Below are 19,773 nucleotides of genomic sequence, written 5' to 3' on the forward strand. Positions count from 1 at the left end.
TTGGGCTTTTAGGGAAATGCGCTTCGCTGAACGAGTGAGCGCTGGGCGCTTTCTTGATAAATCAGCGTTTCTCCTCAGTCATGGTGCCCGCACCACTCCTTCGTCGAGCCTTGATTTCTCAAGAAATCACTCCAGCATTAGTCTCTTTTCAAACTCTAAGTGGTATTAAGTATTATGCTCCCCATGATGTAGAAACCCCAAGACATGGCGCGCACCATTATAGCAACCATTATGGTGCTGGGGTTAGCCACTTCACGGGAAGTGAAGAACTCTATAGCCCCCAGTCAGCGCACAGCGATGTCTGGGGGTATCCATATCCGTAAAATTACGATGCCGAAGGTATCGAGCTGCTCTAGCAGTGTTGGCCCGAAAAGCAGGCTTCTCCATCCACACAACATAGAGTCCACTACAAGAAAAGCGCTTAAGTCCGTGCCTTTGGGCTCTGAGCCCTTCACCGATCCAGCCCTGCGGGTAGAATTAATTGTCACTGGACAGGAGTCCAGCCATCGCCTCGGCCATGGATTTTCCAATCAGATAGTAAGTCTCCCAGTTTCTCATCCAGTGATAGTCCTGCTTGGATGGAGATTCCTCGCGGCTTCTTTGGAAATCGCGTGTCTCGACCCCGGCGACGTTGCCTTTGAAGTCCGGATATTTCTTGGCATCTGCCAGAGCGAGTTGAGCTACCATCAGCTTCTCAACTTTCGCTTTATAACGGGCTGGAATGTCCCATCCACCCATACCTGTATTAGCGATCACGAACGGCAGTTTCTCGATGCCGAGATCCTTCCTGATATCGTTGACGAAGTTCACTAGGTTGCTCTCGTAGGCATCCACCGCTGACTGATCGATTCTATCGTTCCAGCCCTGATGCCAACCGAAGCCAACAATCTCAAATCCCTTGCCAGAGTAATCTGGATAATACTTTTTCACGTCACCAGTGATCTCCTTCACGTGTCTGAGAACCTCTGCATAATGGAAACCCATGTCTCCATCCTTTTTCGGTTTAGGATACTCTGCCGAACTCGGGGATAGGAAATTATGTTTCAAAGATCTACCGCCCCATGAGGATTTGATCAGCAGAACTGGATCCTCATAACGATCACCTACCGCGAATCCGAAACCATATTCGGGGCCAATGTGTCCTTCACTCGCTCCGTAGCCCACGGTGAGAGGCCCCTTCTTCGGCTTGGCTAAATCCGAGATATTGACGATCCAAACATCGTCCCGGACGACTGGATTTCCATCCTTGGTGACCAGATGGCCGTATTCCTGGGGCTTGCTTTTCACGTAGGTCTCCATTGTCTCAGGAGTGCCCTTGAGTTGACCGAAACCGACCATGTTCGACTGGCCGGAAAGGATGAAGACTTTGAGCTTCCCGTTGGCTGGAACGGGCTTTGCAACGGCAGCGAAAGGGAGCAGCGCCAAAGTGGCAATGACAAATGAACGAGTGAATCTGGTTGGTGCTTTCATCGTTATAATTACTGCTAGAAATTTACTTTTTGGGTAATGACTCGTGAGCGCTGAGTCCAACGCCATTAATCTATCTCCATTGGGGAGGATGAGGCAATTCAAAACCTCGAGACATCCACCAAGTTTCACTATGGCATGGAGAACCTTTGCGGGACCGATGATCAACTCGCAAAGAACGGTCCCGATCTCTTGATTCCTAAACAGGCGGCAAGAAGCTCTGGGGCAAGCAGACCGGGCAAACACACGAGCTTCTCGACAGGGAAGGGCTCAAACATCACTATGACAGCACACTTGAATTCCCACATCGCGGGGACAAAACATGGATGGAATCCACATTGTCAGCGTTGATGGCCCTCGCTGAACACTATAACGCCGAGAAAGGCGAATAGTTGATCGCCTCCGCCTAATTGATTGTATTGAGGGACCACTCCTTGAAAATTCACCCCAATCTAAGAAAAACTCACTTGTCTTCGCTTCTTTCCATCGTTAAAAAGCAATCCATCACCCATATGAAAAATAGCATTCTATCTCGCGTCGTACCCGCCGTAGCTCTAGTTGCGGCCTGCACGACATTTACAGCCACCGCCGCCGCAGAGAAAATCAAAAAGGAAAAACTCCAGATTGTCTTCTGTTTCGGTCAGTCGAATATGGTTGGCTTGGCCGCCGTGCCGACCGCCTGGTACATGACCCAGCCGCAATACGTGCCACCGCGCGAAGCCACCGTGCTTGAAACCCGCTACTTCGATTGGAATTTCTACTGGAGCGGCGCTCGCTACTATCAAGGTCCGAAAAAGCAAGAGGTGCTGGACCTAGTCCAAGCGCGTAGAGACTCACGCATGAAGTGGCGCCAACGCGTCAGGGAAGCCAATGGCGTCGAATGGAAAAAAGAATGGGGCGAAAAACCCGAGCCTGGCCGTAGCAATGTCTATGCATTCCTCGACCAGAAAGCCGAGGAAGAGGGGATCTACAAACGCATTAAAGACATCCTCGACTCCAAGGAGAACAAGTTTACGTGCGATGACGCCTACAACGAGTTGATCTTACGCGATAAGGTGAATGCCGCAGCCGTCAAACAGGCCAACGAGAACTATCTCAAGGGTGCGACCGACGCAGATTTCGACGCATTCAACGCCGCCGTAAAGGAGGCTAAAATCAACCCGAAAGATCAAGGGCCAGACGCTGAAAAGAACCGCGCAATCTACGCCGGACTAGCGCAGAAACACCTAGGTCTACCGATCGCCAAACGCACCCGCATCTTCGGCCACGGCGCGATCGGTGGCTCGGAGGGAACATCCGGTATCGACCGCAGCACCCAGGGGCCACTCAGCGTAGGTTACGGCGGTGACATCACAACCATCGGACCTGAGTACGGCGTAGGAATCGCCCTCGAACGTCAAGTCGATGCTCCCATTTTACTGGTCAAATGCTCATGGGGAAACACTTCCATCGCCGACGCATGGCGGACACCATCGCTCGATGGCGTGGAAACTCCGATCGAAAAAGCCAGCCGCGAGGCATGGAATATAAAGATGGGCGCAATTGCGAAAAAAGCAGGCAACGAGTACACACCCCGCCCGGCACCTACCAAAAAAGGTAAACTATCCTGGTGCTGGAGCCAGGTGCTGCCGCAGGTCGACAAAGTTCTCGCCGACCCTGGTAAATACTACCCCGACTACGACCCGAAAGTGGGCTTCGAAGTCGCCGGCCTAGTCTGGTTCCAAGGATACAGTGATAAAGACAACCCGGCCTACGGTGAGCTATTTGCTCAGTTGATCAAAGACTTCCGTAAAAAAGTAAAGACTCCGAACATGCCCGTCGTTTGTGGCACTCTGGGGATGGCCGGCTTTAAAGCTCAGGCATTCACAGGAGGAGCCAACAAGGGAATGCTCCAAGCCTCACAAATGCCCGAGCTCGCTGGAACTGTTGATGTCGTGAACACCGCACCCTATTTCCCTATGGAACTTGATCTTCTGAAACAGGTGATGAGCTCCTTTGAAAAAGGCTCACCCGAGTATGAAAAAGCAGCGATGGTCCGGAGCCGTGCCACCAGCAACAAGGGCTTCCACTATCATGGCAGCGCCAAGTGCTTCATCCTGATGGGTGATGCGATGGGCCGCAGCCTCGCTAACCTGATGGCTGGCGGCGAACCAACTATCAATTCCGCCATCAAAAAATAATGAGCTTCCTCGGTCGTCAACTTGTCAGGGCGATAGCCCTTCCCATTCTTAGTGTGTGCGTCGCGGTGACTTCCGCCACGGCGGCCGAAACTCATCAGGCAGACGTGGTTGTCTACGGCGACGCCTCAGGTGGTGTCACCGCCGCCGTCTAGGCTGCCCGAATGGGCAAAAAAGTTATTCTTGTGTCGCAATACGGACACCTTGGTGGGCTGACAAGCAGCGGACTGGGGTGGACCGATATTGGCAATCCGGCGATCCTCGGTGGATTATCCCGGGAGTTTTACCACAAAATATACAAGCATTATGAAAACGATGTTGCCTGGAAACAGCAAAAACGTTCTGAATTTGGAGACAAGGGACAAGGAACCAAAGCATTCAATTCAGCGACGAAACTCGCGTCAGTTTTCGAACCCAAGGTTGCCGAGGCTATCTTTGACCAAATGGTCAAGGAGACTGGAGTCATAGTGATTCAAGGTCGCCTCGATCTTAAAGATGGTGTGCAGAAGACCGGCAAGCGAATTTCCAAGATTATGCTTGAGGATGGCTCAAGCGTGGAAGGTAAAATGTTTATCGATGCTTCTTACGAAGGTGACCTGCTCCCCGGTGCTGGTGTTTCGTTCATGATCGGCCGCGAGCCCAATGCGCTCTGTGGCGAGACTGGTAACGGTATCACGGGGCCATCAAAACAGAACCAGCTGCGGAAAGGGATCGATCACTATATGGTGAAGGGCGATGCCAAGAGCGGCCTGCTGCCGGGGATTAATCCGAATATGGCAGGAGCAAAAGGCGACGGCGATAAAAATCTTCAAGCCTACTGTTACCGTATGGTTCTCACCAATACAGAGGACAACCGCGTGGCTATAAAAAAACCAGACGGATACGACGAAAAAATTACGAACTGCTTTTCCGCTCGATCGAGGCCGGTCAGAAATGGGGTTTTTTCAAAACCTCTCCCATGCCTAACAAAAAAACGGATTCCAACAACACCGGCGGCATATCTACCGATTTCATTGGAGAGAATTATGGCAAGGGCTGGGACTGGTCTACGCTTGATCACAAGGAGCGCGAGGCACTCGCCGCGAGACACCGCGACTGGCAACTCGGACTGGTCTGGACTCTACAGCATCATCCGCGTGCTCCAGAAAAAATCCGCAAGATGTACGCATCTTGGGGGTTACCAAAGGACGAGTTCGTTGACAACGGCCACTGGCCCTACAACCTTTACGTCCGCGAGGCTCGGCGGATGAAGTCTAGCCTCGTGATGACTGAGGCTCATTGCAAGAACAAGATTCTAGTGGAGGATCCAGTAGGTATGGGCGCTTACACGCTCGACTCACATAATACTCAACGCTTCGTACACAACGGAATGGTTAGGAATGAGGGAGATATCCAGACACACATTGGAGGGAAACCCTATGGTGTTTCCTATCGATCCATCGTGCCAGATGAGGAAGAGTGTGTGAATCTCCTCGTCCCGTGGGCACTTTCATCCACCCACATCGCCTTCGGATCGATCCGGATGGAACCCGTCTTTATGGTACTTGGACAAAGCGCCAGTACTGCAGCCAGTCTAGCTATCGATGCGAATTCCAGCGTGCAAGCAGTCCCCTACAAAACTCTCCGCAGCCAGTTGGTCAAAGACGACCAGCGCCTGCCTTAGTGGCCGTGGCTTCCGCCGCGAAGCCCTAAATGATTGTTGTGGCTACCGTGGAGATGAGCGGTGGCTGGGTAGCCGCGTGAAGCGGCCGGTTTTATTGTGACCGCCGAAAATATCGACGGCACAGAACAGCATCTTACACCATTTCAACAGTCAGATTGGCTGAATGACGTCAATGATTGCATTGTAGCAAGGCACAAGGAAGGAACATAGCGGGCTATGTGACCGACGCGTAACGCCGCTAGAATGCAATCATTCGGCGTCCCTTCTATCTCAGCTCCGCTGACTGTTTCACTCAACCTTGAAAAACATCATTCCGCTAAGATGACTGTTCAATTGGTATTAGCTGCTAGCAATTATTTTTTGTGGAGGGCTGGCTAGTCTAGCTTCAAGCGTTGGATCCAGATGTTGCGGAAGCGGACCTGATTTTCGTGTCCCTGTAATTTGATAGGCAAGGGCTGCGAGCCTTCCTTCTTTCCAGCACCGGTCTTGTTGGTCAAGGCGTAGTCGTCGTGGATGAGTTCGCCGTTCTGGCGCACGGTGATGCGGGCGTTTTCCGTTTTCTTATCACCGTCGAAGCGGGCTGCGCGAAAGACGATGTCGTAGGTCTGCCATTCGCCCGCGGGTTTGGAGACTAACTTGTCTGGCTTCTTCTGTTTGTAGAGACTGCCGGCGTAACTGGCCTTGTAGTCTTCGGCGGACACTCCGTGGGAATTGAGAATCTGCAACTCATAGCGTTGTTGGATGTAGACTCCGGAGTTACCATTAGCCTCGGGGTCGGCATTGGGGACCTCGTTGACATTGAATTCCACATGCATCCGAAAGTCTTGGTAGCTCTCCGGAGTGACCAAGCTGTCCCACTTGGGCGAGGCGGTGAGAACGCCGTCTTTGAAGGTCCATTGGTTCTTGAATTTCGATTCGGCGACGAGAATGTGCCCGGTTTTCCCGACTAGTTCAACGGCGTCCTTGGGGCGCGGGGTGTCGAGGAGTCCTTTGGTGGTGCCAACGCCAGGATCGGCCGCGGAGGACAAAAGAGGGAGGAGGAAGAGCCCGAAAGAAAGCAGAAGAGTAGGGCTTGAGTGGCGGAGCTCACCTAGGGAGTGGAATGTGGTCGTCATGATTTGAATTTGGGCTAGTGTAAATTGGTTAATTTGAACTCGGAGAAGTCCCTGCGACAGCACAAACTGTGCACCCAAGTAATTTGCGCACTACCCTCCTTTCTTGCAAGTGTTTCCGTCACGATATCCTACTTGCATACTGGGGTAGGTGGCGCAGAAGAGAGCTGTTGACATCGGGAGGAGTTTTAGCCATGTTTTACGCGCACACACGCACGAAGGATTCATAATATCCGGAAGCCTCAACCATACGTGTGGATGCTATCGAGCCCAAAATTCGAAGAGAAATTTTTTTATGAAATTGAAGCAATTGATTAATCCAGTCCTAGCCGTAATACTCGGTATTGGAGCCCTAGACGCAAAAGAGCTGAAGCAGCAATTTGAACCACAGGGAAAATGGGGGCATTTTGGTGAGGTCAGGCACTCGGCTAAAAATCTAACCGTGGTTCGCAAAGGTGAGAACTTAATTTCCAATATGTCAGAGGCTGGAAAGACTGAGAAAGCGGATTTTTTGCGCACACAGGAGAAATTTCAAGATGTACAGATGAAGCTGGAATTCATGGTTCCCAAGGGATCGAATTCAGGTGTCTACTTCATGGGCCGTTATGAGATTCAGATTCTTGATAGCTTTGGTCGGAAGAAATTTGGTCCGGCGGATCTGGGCGGACTCTACCAGCGCTGGGATGACGATCGTAATCCAAAGGGATTCGAAGGTGTGGCACCGAAAGTCAATGCGGCGAAAGCTCCTGGTGAGTGGCAGACGATGGAAGTGGTTTTCCGTGCGCCTCGATTTGCCAAGGATGGTAGCAAGACCCACCATGCTAAGTTTATCAAAGTCCTCGTCAACGGACAATTGGTTCAAGAAAATCAGGTATCCAAGGGACCCACTCGCTCGTCAAAATTTGGTGACGAGAGTGCTGCTGCTGAAGCCCTCTACATCCAAGGCGATCACGGCCCCATCGCGATTCGCAAAATTGAGCTGAAAAAGCTAGAACTCAGCACAAGTGGCGAAAAACCTCTTGAAGGGGCCGAAGCTGCACCATTAAACAGCAAAGGACGTCCACTCATCAACTCGATTGCGTATGGAAAAGAGTTATTCGATAACAAAGGTTGCATGGTGTGTCACAGCACAGTGAAAGGTGAAATCAAGACTGGTCCATCTTTCCATGGTTTATTCACTCTCAAGGGCAGGGATGTCAAAGTGCTCGAGGTTGACGAGGGACACAAGAAGACGCTTCCCGCGGATATTGAATATCTTAAATTTTCCCTACGCAGACCTCAGGAGGCATTGACACTCAAGGCTGATGGCACACCCCATCTACCTGTGATGCCGGTGTATAGCTTCAAGCTGCTGAACGATGGTGAGGTGGATGCGCTCTACAGTTACCTTCGCACACTAAATGTGAAGAAGGATGCCGGTCCTTCTGTTGCTTGGATAGATAAACCCAATCCTAAGTATGAGTTGGAAAAAGACCCGATATCCAAATGGGTCAAGGATTTCCCACGACTTGAGCGTGTTGATATGGGCGAGAGTGTGTCAGCCCGTGCCTACCAAGTCGGTCTTCCCGGTGATATTAGCTACACATTTGACCCACGCAATATGGCGGTCGCTCAGATTTGGGACGGACCATTCATGCGTAAAAATGATCAAGTCGGCCGAGGTAAAGGTGGCGCAGATCAAGGACACAAGTCCAGAGATTACGGTGTTGAAAACTTATTCCAACCCTACGATGCGAAAGGTAAATTGGTTGACCTGACGTTTGCTTCACCAGCACGCTTGTTCGACGAAAAGCAGTCAGCTGAATTTTTGGCAGATAAGTCTGACTTCCTCGCAGTGGTTGGTGGCTTTCCAGCCAAATTCCTCGGGGTGGACACACCAAAGCAAAAAGTTCCCACCTTCAAATACATGGTCGGGGACAATAAGGTTGCTCTTGAGGTGAACATTAGCAAGGCCTTGCAGCTTGATGCGAAATTCAATTTCGATCTCAAAAGCGAACAGGTCTTCGTCATCCCAGAAGAGAAACTCAAAAATGTGAAAGTTTCGCACGGAAAGATTTCTGGCGGAAAGTGGACTGTCCCAGCTGGCGACCATCAGTCAGCCACATTCAGTGCGACATTGCCGAAACTAGAGGGTGATCTATACACTTCTGATATACAAGCCACCGAGTCCTACGCTCCTCAGGAATTGGTGTGGAAAGAGTCAGTGTGGAAGGATCCCAAGAAAAAGTTGAACCTGCCCCCAGGATACCGTGTTGAAGATGGCACGCCACCTACAGACCCCTTTGACCGCGAATTGGTGTTCGAGGCTCTAGGCATCGAGTTTTATAAAGGCGAGGCATACGTTTCTACCCGTACTGCCGGTGTTTGGAAAGTTGTCGATGGGAAATGGCACCTATTCGCCGAAGGAACTTACGAGTCCATCGGACTAGTAGTGAACTCTGAAAAAGATATCGTGATCGGTGAAAAGGCGGGTCTTACTCGCTTGATCGACAGCGATGGCGATCACTGGGCGGAGCAACGCGAAAACATCACGGACAAGTTCCGCTTCAATGGTGACTACCATGAGTACCTTCACGGGCCGATTAAACAGAACGGTAAATACCTGTTCAGTCTGAACCTAGGTAACGAGGTTGCTGGCATGTATAAGGCCAATGGCCGTTGGATGGGCACTGTCGGTGGCCTCCGTGGATGGATGCTGAGTTCTGACGATAAGGGGAATACTGAGATATTTGCCAGCGGTTTCCGTAGCCCAGCAGGTCTGGCTTTGTCACCTAAAAACGAGATCGTCTATACCGAGAACCAAGGCGAATACGTCGGTACCTCAAAGATGTTCAAGGTCAAGAAGGGTCTTTTTTATGGAAACCCCAACGGCCTGATCGACATCCCCGGAATGAACGTGGATAGCCCTGAGGTCAAGTGGGATGCCGTTAAGGATACTCGTGAATTACCTATCCTTCTGTTACCTCATGGTGAGGTGATGAATGCGCCTGGATCACCTGAGTTTTTGACCGACAAGATTGCTTTCGGTCCTTTCCAAGGGCAGATGTTCTTGGGCGACCAGTTGCAGTCGAATATTTACCGCGTCGATTCTGAAGTGGTTGATGGTCAGGAGCAGGCAGTGGCAATTCCTTTTGCCGAGGGATTGAAGTCAGGTGCTATGCGACTGAGATTCAACCCAGCAGACTCCAGCCTTTGGATAGGCCAGACAGGACGTGGCTGGCGCTCACGCGGTGGTAACACGTATGCCCTGCAACGCATTGTCTATGATCCTAAAGTTCCAGTGGATGCTATCAAGACTGTCAAAGTCACTAACAAGGGTTTTGATGTTCATTTCACACAGCCTCAGTCAGGTGTGGATGAAACCGAAAATATTGGATGCGCATCTTGGTATTACATGAACAGCAACGAATACGGTTCACCCAAACAGGATGTACGTGAAGAGAAGGTATTGAAGAGCTCGTGGAACGATGCCAAAACGGTTTGTTCTATCACCTTGGATAATTTCCAAGTTAAAAAGGAAAAGAGCTCGGACAGTTCACGTGTCTATAAGCTCAATCTAGTGAATACTGCATTTGGTAAAAAACACGGCAAGTATTTCGCCAAGGCGTACTACACGCTGCACAAAATCCCTACTCAATAGGACGCACTATCAAAGTACCATCCAGAGTAAATACTTGATGCCAGTTGTCCTGTTAGGGGGGGCTGCACCACCTCCTATGATAAAAAATACGCTACTTCTGAAGCGCTAACATCTAATACCTAACAACAACACTATAATGCCACACTCCCAATTATTACCCTCGGTCGCTTCCGGCAACCTTACGTCCGGATTTCTCACAGAATTACGTGAAGGATACACCATGGACGCGAGTGACCAGGCTTGTCACAACGCAGTGACGAACAATGCTATTAATTCCTTAGCGCTGAATCGGAATGTGATGAGAGGCGATGACGGCCACTTTAGTCATCGGATTAAGTCAAAAGGAATCATGAACCAGCAGCAGTCCGGACGTTGCTGGATGTTCGCGGCACTCAATGTGATGCGACCTCAGGTGATCCGTGATTACGGCATGGAAGGGTTTCAGTTTTCGACCGTTTATCTACAGTTCTGGGACAAGCTGGAAAAGGCTAACGTCTACCTTGAGTCGATCATCGAATTGCGCGATACCGATTTCCTGGATCGCGACTGGGAAATGGTGAACAAGATGACCTTAGAAGATGGAGGTTGGTGGAACTTTGCGGCGAGCCTTGTCGAAAAATATGGGGTGATTCCTGTTTCAGTGATGCCTGAGACCTACAGCAGTGAGCATACCGCGACCTTCAATCACATTCTCGAGCGATTACTCACGGTTTGGGCATCACGTATTCTGGAAAAGCACGAACAAGGTTGCGATGAGGATTCCCTGCGCGAGGAAAAGAACACGGCACTCAAAGATGTTTACAGATTTCTTGTCATCAACCTCGGCGAACCACCTACCGATTTTGAATGGCGTTATAAGCGTAGCAAAAGCAATCAAGACGCGAGCAGTGGAGACACTAAGGGAGAAGCTTGTGTGGCCGATGATCAGAATCTAACTACTCTAGAGCATTACACTCCGCAGTCGTTCTACAAGAAATACGTTGGGCTTCCATTGAGTGAGTATGTTTGCCTCTATCACGACGCCAAAAACGAGCTGAATAAGCATTACAGTTTAGGCCGAACCCAAAACATCGTCGGAAAAGGGGACATGCATTACGTGAACGTTGCACCAAGTTCGATGAAGAAAATTGCGGCAGCTTCGATCTTCGCCAACGAGCCGTTGTGGTTCGCGGTTGATATGAAATTTGATCACTCGATGCAGCATGGTATTATGGAGCATCAGCTCTATGATTACGAGGCACTGTTCGAGCTCGACTTGGCAGTCAGTAAGGAAGATAGAATTCGTTTTCATTCCGGAATAGTGGGGCACGCTATGGCTCTGATGGGAGTGGATCTGGACAAGAATGGAGAACCCCGTAAATGGCTTGTAGAAAACAGCTGGGGTGAAGACAAGGGGGATAAGGGTGCGTGGACCTTGCACAACGATTGGTTCGATGAGCACGTTTACACCATCATTGTGCACAAACGTCACGTTCCAGCCGAGACCCTAGCATGTTTCGAAGACGCTCCGCGCGAACTGCCAGCATGGTATCCGTCGATGAGGAGTATGTGATCGTTCTACTGCGTTATCGAATTTTCTTAGTGACCTGTGGGTGGAGGCGATTATATCTAGGCAATGAATTGCATAAAGTCACATCGAGTGATGAGAAATAATAGATCCGTCGCCAGCAAGTTACTTGTTTGTTCTGTAGCCATATGTGCCACACTGGCTTCTGCCGTGGCGCATGAAACTAGTGGTAAGCAACAAACAATTGCCAACAAAGAAGCAACCAAGGCCGTCAAATTTGATCCTGTTGTAAAGAATATTGAGGGCTGGACGGTTCATATCGAACCGAAGTTGCTAGAAGGGGAATATGCTGAGGAAGGATCTAAGGCTCTAACAATGTTGGCAAATCATTTGCAAAGAATTTCGATTCTCGTCACAGGCGAGCAACTGAAAGGCTTACGGCAGGTAGGGATCTGGGTTGAACATTCACATCCTGAGCTTACCGGCATGCAATACCATCCAGGTGAAAAATGGCTGACTGATAATGGCCATGATGCTCGATTGGTAAAAAAAGTGCATATCGCTCATGCTTCAGATCTCTTAAGTCGAAGCCAAATGATCAAGCAGCCAGCCGTCATACTGCACGAGCTAGCGCATGGTTATCATGACCAGATACTCGGTTTCGAAGAGCCACGCATCAAAGAGGCCTACAACAAGGCGATGAAAGCAAAGCTTTACGACGAGGTGCTACTCTACACTGGAAAAAAGGTGCGCGCTTATGCCGCAACGGATCATAAAGAATATTTTGCCGAGGGAGTTGAAGCTTACTTTTACCGCAACGATTTCTATCCCTTTGTGAGAGCTGAGCTCCAGCTGCACGATCCCTTGCTTCACGATCTGATGGTGCAGATATGGGGTCCTCTCAAATAGAGGTAAAACTCGCTTCTACCTTTTTTCCGCTTTGGCAATACAGCGAATCTAACGTAACCTAACATTCTGTGAGGCAATCTTTAAAACAAAATATTGGAGTCTTTTTGGCCTTAGTAATGGCACCTGCTGCAATGGCAGAACCCATTGTTTCTGGACTCTCTTCGAGCAAGCTCAATCCGGAGCTCAAAGCCATGGTCATGGTGGAGGAACTCAACTGCGTGGCATGCCACCAGAGTGATGCGGTATTTGCCGGCCGATCAAAAAAAGCACCGCGGCTCACAGGAGTTGGCTCGCGCATTCATCCAAACTACTTGGAGGAATTCATCCGCAATCCACACAAAATCAAGCCCGGAACCACCATGCCGGATGTCCTCGCTAGTAAGGACCAGAATGAAAAATCTGAGATTGCCAAATCTATCACCCATTTCTTGCTGTCGTTGGAGAAAAACGATTTTGCACCCCAACTCCCGGATGTAGTAGCTGCCACAGAAGGGGAACGGCTATTCCATATGCGTGGTTGTATCGCTTGTCATTCGCCTCGCGATGCGGAAGGGGTGGAGCTGATGCAGGATACGTCCGTCCCGCTCGGTGCGCTGCACAAGAAATATAGCGGCAAGAGTTTAGTCAAATTTCTAATGAATCCACATGCCGTCCGTCCATCCGGACGGATGCCCGATCTCAAGTTGCCAGCAAAGGAACTCGAGGCCATTTCCAACTACTTGTTGCGTGACACCCAGATGCCGGGTCACCTTAATTACACCCTCTATCAGGGAAGTATTTGGGAAGGTATCGGAACCGACGGCGTCAAGGCGATCAGAGCGGGTCATGTCGATGACTTTAACCTAAAAACCCTTGGTAAAATAAAACGCCAATATGCCGTCGAGTATGATGGCTGGTTAAAAATCCCCAAAGCCGGAAGTTATACTTTTTATCTAACGCTCAATGGCGGCACTCTAGCGATCAATGGTAAGCAACTGCTCTCTTTGGAACCTAGCCAACTGCGTGCTCCCACGGAGTTGAAAACCACTCTGGATCTGAAACAAGGCTGGCAGAAGCTCAAGGTGTCGTATTACCACACTGGAGACGATAAAAAGTTTTCCCTAGAATTGGAGGGTCCCGGTAGGAAGCGCACTCCGATTGCTTCGTCGATGTTGTCTGTTTCAAAGCAACCGATTCCAGAGTTTGTAGCACCCAAAGTAGATGCCGTGCTAGCCAAGCGTGGACGTGAATATTTTGCCAATTTGGGATGTGCGAGCTGCCATACCGACCTTAAAATTCAGCCAATATATAGCACACCCTTTGCCCAGCTTTCGGCAGGGAAAGGTTGCATCAGCGACTCGGTTGGGAAACACCCTCACTACGGACTTGGCACCAAGCAACTCGAGCTGATGAACAAGTTTTTACCTGTCGCTGAGAAAAGAAAACTCAACGACCGGGAAAAGATAAACAAGACTCTCACCACTTTCAATTGTATCGCTTGTCACGACAGAGATGGGCTTGGCGGGATCGATACAAAGCGAAATCCCTACTTCACCGGAACGCACCCTGAGCTTGGTGAACAGGGACGCCTTCCTCCTAACCTGTCACATGTTGGAGCGAAAATCACTCCAGAATGGATGCGGGAAGTCATGCTCCACGGGAAAACCCAACGGGATTATATCCATACCAAAATGCCTCAGTATGGAGCTGAAAACGTAGAGCACTTAATCGAGCTCTTCGGCAAAGTCGATACCTTGGAAAATGTCACTTTCCCGAAAATTACTAACATCCAAGAATCAAAAAATGCTGGCTACAACATGATTGGAACCAAAGGTTTCAGCTGCATAGCCTGCCACGACTTCAATGGCAAAAACCCGCTAGGTGCGGGGGCGCTTGATCTTGTTAATGTCACCGATCGGGTGCAAAAAAATTGGTTTCATATTTTCATGAGAAACCCGTCACGTTTCCACACCACGGGCATTATGCCCAGCTTCTGGCCAGGTGGGAAGTCGATCCGTCCCGATGTACTTAAAGGCGATTCTGCTCAGCAAATCGAAGCACTTTGGAAATATCTAGAAGATGGTCCACGGGCGAAAAAGCCCGAGGGGCTTTCACGTCAATCTGATCAGCTGCGTGTATTCGATAAGGCTGAGATGGTGCGTGGACGCGGGACAGAAGCAGGCTTCCGTGCGATTGGTGTAGGCTATCCCGAGCGACTCAATCTGGCGTTCGATTCCGAGGAAATGGCTTTGCGGCTTCTTTGGAAGGGGACCTTCGCGAATGTGAGCCTCGGTTCTTTCAAGGTTAGCGGTAAGGAGCAGATTACCTTCCCCAAGGGGATTCCGTTTCACCGTCTCAAGTCGCTGGATGCGCATTGGCCATACAAGGCGAAGACAAACTACCTGTTCCCTCAAGACCATGGCTACCAGTACCGTGGATACCGTTTAGATAAACTGCGGAGGCCGACTTTCCTGTATGAGTATGGGGACATTATGGTGGAGGATTTCTTTGAAGCCGTCGAAGAGGAAAAAGGAAAAGCGCGGTTCAAGCGCACGCTAAACTTCGAATCTTCAGATGACCAAGAACCGTTCTATTTCCGCATCCTAGCAGGCAAGGGGATCACAGCGCAGTCGGAAAGTGACTTCACAATGGGCAAGTTACAGGTTCGCATCACCAGTGGACAAAAAGCAATTGTCCGTAAGGGAGATGCTGGAGATGTGCTGATTCCTCTCAAAGTATCCAAAGGGAAATTAACTCTCACTCTCGAATACCAATGGTAAATTCACTCACTAGACTGACACTGTTGTCTGTTGCTCTCACGTCCTTCCTGTCCGCCGAGGAGCTCGGCAAAATGTGGGGCACCGCCGAGGAGGAGGCAAAATATTATCCCATCGTCAACATACCGATCCCACAGAATATTCCCATGAGACCCGGCAGCTTTGACATGCTCCCAGATGGGCGCTTGGCAGTGGGTACCCGCAAGGGCGATATCTATTTAGTCAAAGGTGCTTTTGATTCCCCGCCGGCGCCGGAGTATAAGCTGTTCGCCACTGGGCAGGATGAAATCTTCGGTCTTTCATGGAAGGATAATGCCATGACCACCACCCAGTTTGGCGAAGTTACCAAAATTTCCGACTCCGATGGCGACGGCGTGGCGGACCGCTACGATACCCTGAGTAATAACTGGGGATACGCGGAAGGTCACGAGTTCGCCTTTGGCTCAAAACACGATCCAGATGGAAACATCTGGGTGGCTCTCGGCTTGAGCGGTTCCTACAATTCCCACAACCTATTCCGCGGTTGGGCGGTCAAGATTACACCCGATGGCAAAATGATACCCGTTTGCAGTGGTTTGCGTAGCCCTGGAGGCGTTGGCCCGAATGCCGAGGGCGCGATGTTCTGCATCGAGAGCCAGGGGCCATGGAATGGTTGTTGCTCGCTGAAACACCTCAAGCCGGGCGGCTTTCTTGGGCATCCGGCAAGCTACAACTGGTACCCGTTTGTCCCCGGCATGGACACACCCAAGGTAACGCCTGACTCACCTTCGCGATTTCAGCTGGAAAAAAACAGGATCAAGGAACTCGTGCCTCCGGCGATTCGTTTTCCATACATCAAAATGGGACGCTCGATATCTGGCTTCAACTTAAACCAGACCGGCGGCAAATTCGGCCCCTTCGAAAATCAGATATTCCTCGGCGACTACACCTTGAGCCTCATCATGCGGGCAACCACCGAAAAGATAAACGGTGTCTGGCAGGGTGCATGCTATCCTTTCCGTGAGGGACTCTCCACCGGCATCATGAATGTCGAATTCACTCCCAAAGGTCAGCTGATGGCCGGTGGTTTTACCACCAGTAGGCAGTGGCCAGTCCGCGGCACGGAACCCTATGCTATCCAGCGTATCGATTGGAATGGCAAGGTTCCCTTCGAGGTCAAGGAAATCAATATCAAGAAGACAGGCTTCCTATTCACCTTTACCAAACCGATTGATAAAGTAGTCGCAGCTAACCCGGACGTTTATAATATTACCACCTACACCCACATTTTCCGTGGTGGTTACGGTAGTCCGGAAGTAGATCAAACAACGCGTAAGGTCACCAAAGCAGAACCTTCCGCAGACGGCCTTTCAGTCATGCTGCAGCTCGATGAAATCATCGAAGGTCATATCCACGATTTCAATCTCGATTCACTGAAATCCAAGGACGGAAAACCACTACTGCACACCAAAGCATATTATACCGTCAATGAGATTCCGAAAAAATAGGTTAGAACGGCTATCCGCTGATTGAATAGCTTGATGCCATTTGGCGAGTGCGGGCTCTTGACTATTGGCTCCGTACCCGTAAGTTTTGCGGCATGCAAGATCCAAGAATCGCCCAGCTCGCCCGTCAGCTAGTTCATTATTCCACCGCAGTTAAAAAAGGTGAGAAGGTGATGCTTCACCTCTTCGATGTGCCGGATGAAATAGGCATCGCCTTGATCCGTGAGATCCGCGCCAAAAAAGCCATCCCCGTGGTCAGGATCGAGCACGGCCAGATTGGTCGTGAGCTCGCTATGGGCAGCACCGATGAGCAATACAAGATGGTTGCCAAGCATCAGCTCGCCGAAATGAAGGACATGGACGCCTACATAGCCATCCGTGGCTCAAGTAATATCTGTGAAAACAGTGATGTGCCGACCTCCAAGATGAAGACCCTCATGACTCACATGCGCGGGGTGCTGGATCACCGAGTGAAAAAAACCAAGTGGTGCGTGCTGCGCTGGCCGCATCCGTCCATGGCTCAACAAGCCGGAATGAGCACTGAGGCATTCGAGGATTTCTATTTCCGCGCCTGCCTGCTGGACTATAAGAGCCTGATCCCAGCGATGAACGCGCTCAGCCGCTTGATGAATAAAACTGACCAGGTGCATATCAAAGGGCCCGGCACGGATCTTCGATTTTCAATGAAAGGAATTCCAGCTCTCACTTCCGGCGGCAACTATAACGTCCCCGACGGCGAGGTGTTCACCTCACCCGTCAAGGACAGCGCCGAGGGCTATATCACCTACAACGTGCCCAGCCTCTACCAAGGAATTCCCTTCGACAACGTTCGACTAGAGTTTAAAAAAGGTAAAATCGTCAAAGCAGACGCCGGAGCCATGACTAAGGAACTGAACAGCATCCTAGATGCGGATCCTGGTGCTCGCTACATCGGCGAGTTTGCCCTCGGATTTCATCCGGAAATCATGGAACCGATGCGCGATATCCTGTTTGACGAAAAAATTGCAGGCTCATTTCACTTTACCCCAGGCCAAGCCTATGAAGACGCCGACAACGGTAACCGCTCCCAAGTTCACTGGGATCTGGTCAGCATTCAACGCAAGGACTACGGTGGTGGGGAAATCTACTTTGATGGTAAATTGATCCGCAAAGATGGAATTTTCCTACCAAAATCACTCGCAAAGTTGAATTACAAATAACTCACCCACCTGGGAGCGCCAAGCCCCAGCTCGGCAGCACATCCTCCCACCTAGCTGAAATTCTTAATTGGACCACCGCGACACCCCTCTGGACTGCGTGTGGCTCGACACCGCTCTGTGGCTGGCTCGGCTTGACGAGGGCGGTGGGGCTCCATACGAATAGCCAGCACGATGAAGCGATCTCTACCGCGAAAAAGACGAAAGGCGCTAAAGGGCCAGCACAATGAAACTGCTCTACCACCAATCACACTAATCGCACGAATGATAAGGCTGAAGTGTGACGGTCTCTGCACGTAGCGCGACCGTCTCGGTCGCTCAAAATAATCCATCGAAGCTGCTGAATCACAGTGCTTATAGTCTCATTTGGTCTGTCTCATAGGTCAGCATCAGTCACGTAGAAGAGCGCTTCCAGCCTCTTTCTCCCAGGCCTATCAGATGAAGCGTTCTCTACCGCGAAAAAGACGAATGAAAGCTAAACCTCCTAATTCACCATTCACCAGCCCCTAAAGCCCATCCAGCGGACTCACCACCCCCAGCCCATTTGAGCCTATCGCGACATGCAGATAAATCTCAGTCGTCGTGATGTCCTCATGTCCTAGGATTACTTGGATCGTTCGTAAATCAGCTCCGTTTTCCAATAAATGCGTAGCAAACGAATGCCGTAAAGCATGGCTAGTCACTCGCTTTTCAATGTTCGCCGCCACAGCTGCACGTTTGATCGCCTTATTATAAACTTGACCATGCAGATGATGCCTTCTGCGTATGTCACTCTCAGGATCCACCGACGTCTGACGCGCCGGAAACAACCAAAACCACTCGAACGTTTCTGCGGCTTTACGGAATTTTCGCGCCAGTGCGCCCGGCATATAAACACCAGCCAGCTGCGCCTCTCGGTCACTCGTCCAGACTTCACGCGCGCGTTCTATCTGCTCCGCGATCTCTTTACACAAGCTTTTGGGAAGTACCGTGCATCTATCCTTATCGCCCTTGCCCACCCTCACCGTTAGCATACCGCGATCCACATCAACCACGTAAAAACCTCCACGTACAGCATCGCTGTTTTACGTGAGGTCACGTGGTGTTAGAGGAAATAGTTCAAAGTGATTCCTTAATTGCTTCTTTAGGAAAGTCCGACCAGCTCCACTCTTCAGAAATTTCTCCCTTCCCTCAGCATCCAACTTCTCTAAATAAGCTTCATAATAAATCAACCTCCATGGACGCCTCGATTTTGTTGAGATGGATACACCCTGCTGATGTTCAGCCAGACGCCTTCTTAAATTAGCAGTAAAACCTATATACAAGCCTCTATCCTTTTCTGACTGCAAAACATAAACATAACACATTATAAAAATCTCATGAAATCGTTAAATTTTAAAATCTAGATCGCGTGCGGCAAAGCCGTTATACGCGACCATGGTTCCCTAGGGCGATCTTCCCGCACCACCTCAGATCTCCAGAACACCTTCGCCGCATCCCGCCCCGCTTCTAGTTCATTGCGCAGGCGAAAATTCTCAAACCATTCCAGAACCAGTAAAAATCCAGTCCGTTCTCGATCCGTAAGCCCACGGAACTCCGAGAGATCCTTTCGCCAACAACAGCGCGATTTAATAGCACTCATAAAACATATAAACCACATCAAGTCAGAATGTCAATCATAGAGTGTTCTGGTGAACACATCTCGGAAGCTTCTCCTATTCATCTCTCTTTTTAGTGCTGATTTGAACACATGATATCAGCAAGGGGACTCATCCCATCAGAACCTGCTCAAAAATTTCTGATATACACACTCATTCTAAAAAAATCCTAGACAGTTCAATGCTTTGCCGACTAAATTCCGAAATGATCAAACTGCTGATATC

General features: G+C 50.1%; 11 protein-coding genes and 1 pseudogene. 8 read left to right on the plus strand and 4 right to left on the minus strand.

The annotated features are described in order from the left end of the window. Positions 1–477 precede the first annotated feature (477 nt). Positions 478–1,470: a sialate O-acetylesterase gene (locus tag BSZ32_RS13910; protein WP_165788858.1), complete on the minus strand. Its 993-nt coding sequence runs from the start codon at positions 1,468–1,470 to the stop codon at positions 478–480. Between the two features lie 509 nt (positions 1,471–1,979). Here BSZ32_RS13910 and BSZ32_RS13915 point away from each other — a divergent pair. Further along, positions 1,980–3,647, plus strand: coding sequence for a sialate O-acetylesterase (locus BSZ32_RS13915; RefSeq protein WP_105043974.1), 1,668 nt, complete (start codon positions 1,980–1,982; stop codon positions 3,645–3,647). A gap of 161 nt (positions 3,648–3,808) precedes the next feature. Continuing rightward, positions 3,809–5,307, plus strand: a pseudogene (locus tag BSZ32_RS13920) (FAD-dependent oxidoreductase). A 374-nt stretch (positions 5,308–5,681) separates the two neighbouring features. Here BSZ32_RS13920 and BSZ32_RS13930 read toward each other — a convergent pair. After that, positions 5,682–6,422, minus strand: a complete 741-nt coding sequence (locus tag BSZ32_RS13930) for a 3-keto-disaccharide hydrolase (RefSeq protein WP_105043977.1) — start codon at positions 6,420–6,422, stop codon at positions 5,682–5,684. A gap of 292 nt (positions 6,423–6,714) precedes the next feature. On the opposite strand from BSZ32_RS13930, the gene BSZ32_RS13935 reads away from it, so the two are divergent. The 6 genes from BSZ32_RS13935 (at position 6,715) to BSZ32_RS13960 (ending at position 17,914) form a co-directional block, all read left to right on the plus strand. Continuing rightward, positions 6,715–10,059, plus strand: coding sequence for a 3-keto-alpha-glucoside-1,2-lyase-like domain-containing protein (locus tag BSZ32_RS13935; protein ID WP_105043978.1), 3,345 nt, complete (start codon positions 6,715–6,717; stop codon positions 10,057–10,059). Between the two features lie 136 nt (positions 10,060–10,195). Then, entirely contained in the window at positions 10,196–11,611 is a 1,416-nt protein-coding gene (locus BSZ32_RS13940) for a C1 family peptidase (RefSeq protein ID WP_105043979.1), read from the plus strand. A 90-nt stretch (positions 11,612–11,701) separates the two neighbouring features. Then, a complete protein-coding gene (locus BSZ32_RS13945) occupies positions 11,702–12,475 on the plus strand; it encodes a hypothetical protein (RefSeq protein WP_206018856.1) in 774 nt (257 codons plus the stop codon). A 131-nt stretch (positions 12,476–12,606) separates the two neighbouring features. After that, complete coding sequence (locus BSZ32_RS13950; protein ID WP_206018857.1) at positions 12,607–15,234, plus strand: c-type cytochrome; 2,628 nt, start codon at positions 12,607–12,609, stop codon at positions 15,232–15,234. A 23-nt stretch (positions 15,235–15,257) separates the two neighbouring features. After that, entirely contained in the window at positions 15,258–16,718 is a 1,461-nt protein-coding gene (locus BSZ32_RS13955; protein WP_206018858.1) for a DUF7133 domain-containing protein, read from the plus strand. Positions 16,719–16,810: 92 nt separating this feature from the next. After that, complete coding sequence (locus BSZ32_RS13960) at positions 16,811–17,914, plus strand: aminopeptidase (protein ID WP_105043983.1); 1,104 nt, start codon at positions 16,811–16,813, stop codon at positions 17,912–17,914. A gap of 503 nt (positions 17,915–18,417) precedes the next feature. On the opposite strand, the gene BSZ32_RS13965 is transcribed toward BSZ32_RS13960, so the two are convergent. Both BSZ32_RS13965 and BSZ32_RS20395 read right to left on the minus strand, forming a co-directional pair. Further along, on the minus strand, positions 18,418–18,945 hold the full coding sequence (locus BSZ32_RS13965; protein ID WP_165788859.1) for a tyrosine-type recombinase/integrase: 528 nt from the start codon (positions 18,943–18,945) through the stop codon (positions 18,418–18,420). A gap of 30 nt (positions 18,946–18,975) precedes the next feature. Further along, complete coding sequence (locus BSZ32_RS20395; protein ID WP_105043984.1) at positions 18,976–19,257, minus strand: GIY-YIG nuclease family protein; 282 nt, start codon at positions 19,255–19,257, stop codon at positions 18,976–18,978. Between the last annotated feature and the right edge of the window lie 516 nt (positions 19,258–19,773).

This window comes from Rubritalea profundi, assembly GCF_002954445.1.
GTDB lineage: Bacteria > Verrucomicrobiota > Verrucomicrobiia > Verrucomicrobiales > Akkermansiaceae > Rubritalea > Rubritalea profundi.

Excerpts from the sequence above, each read along its gene's own strand:
- BSZ32_RS13910 (WP_165788858.1), bottom strand. The coding sequence starts at position 1,470 with ATGAAAGCACCAACCAGATTCACTCGTTCATTTGTCATTGCCACTTTG.
- BSZ32_RS13915 (WP_105043974.1), top strand. The coding sequence starts at position 1,980 with ATGAAAAATAGCATTCTATCTCGCGTCGTACCCGCCGTAGCTCTAGTT.
- BSZ32_RS13930 (WP_105043977.1), bottom strand. The coding sequence starts at position 6,422 with ATGACGACCACATTCCACTCCCTAGGTGAGCTCCGCCACTCAAGCCCT.
- BSZ32_RS13935 (WP_105043978.1), top strand. The coding sequence starts at position 6,715 with ATGAAATTGAAGCAATTGATTAATCCAGTCCTAGCCGTAATACTCGGT.
- BSZ32_RS13940 (WP_105043979.1), top strand. The coding sequence starts at position 10,196 with ATGCCACACTCCCAATTATTACCCTCGGTCGCTTCCGGCAACCTTACG.
- BSZ32_RS13945 (WP_206018856.1), top strand. The coding sequence starts at position 11,702 with ATGAGAAATAATAGATCCGTCGCCAGCAAGTTACTTGTTTGTTCTGTA.
- BSZ32_RS13950 (WP_206018857.1), top strand. The coding sequence starts at position 12,607 with ATGGCAGAACCCATTGTTTCTGGACTCTCTTCGAGCAAGCTCAATCCG.
- BSZ32_RS13960 (WP_105043983.1), top strand. The coding sequence starts at position 16,811 with ATGCAAGATCCAAGAATCGCCCAGCTCGCCCGTCAGCTAGTTCATTAT.
- BSZ32_RS20395 (WP_105043984.1), bottom strand. The coding sequence starts at position 19,257 with ATGTGTTATGTTTATGTTTTGCAGTCAGAAAAGGATAGAGGCTTGTAT.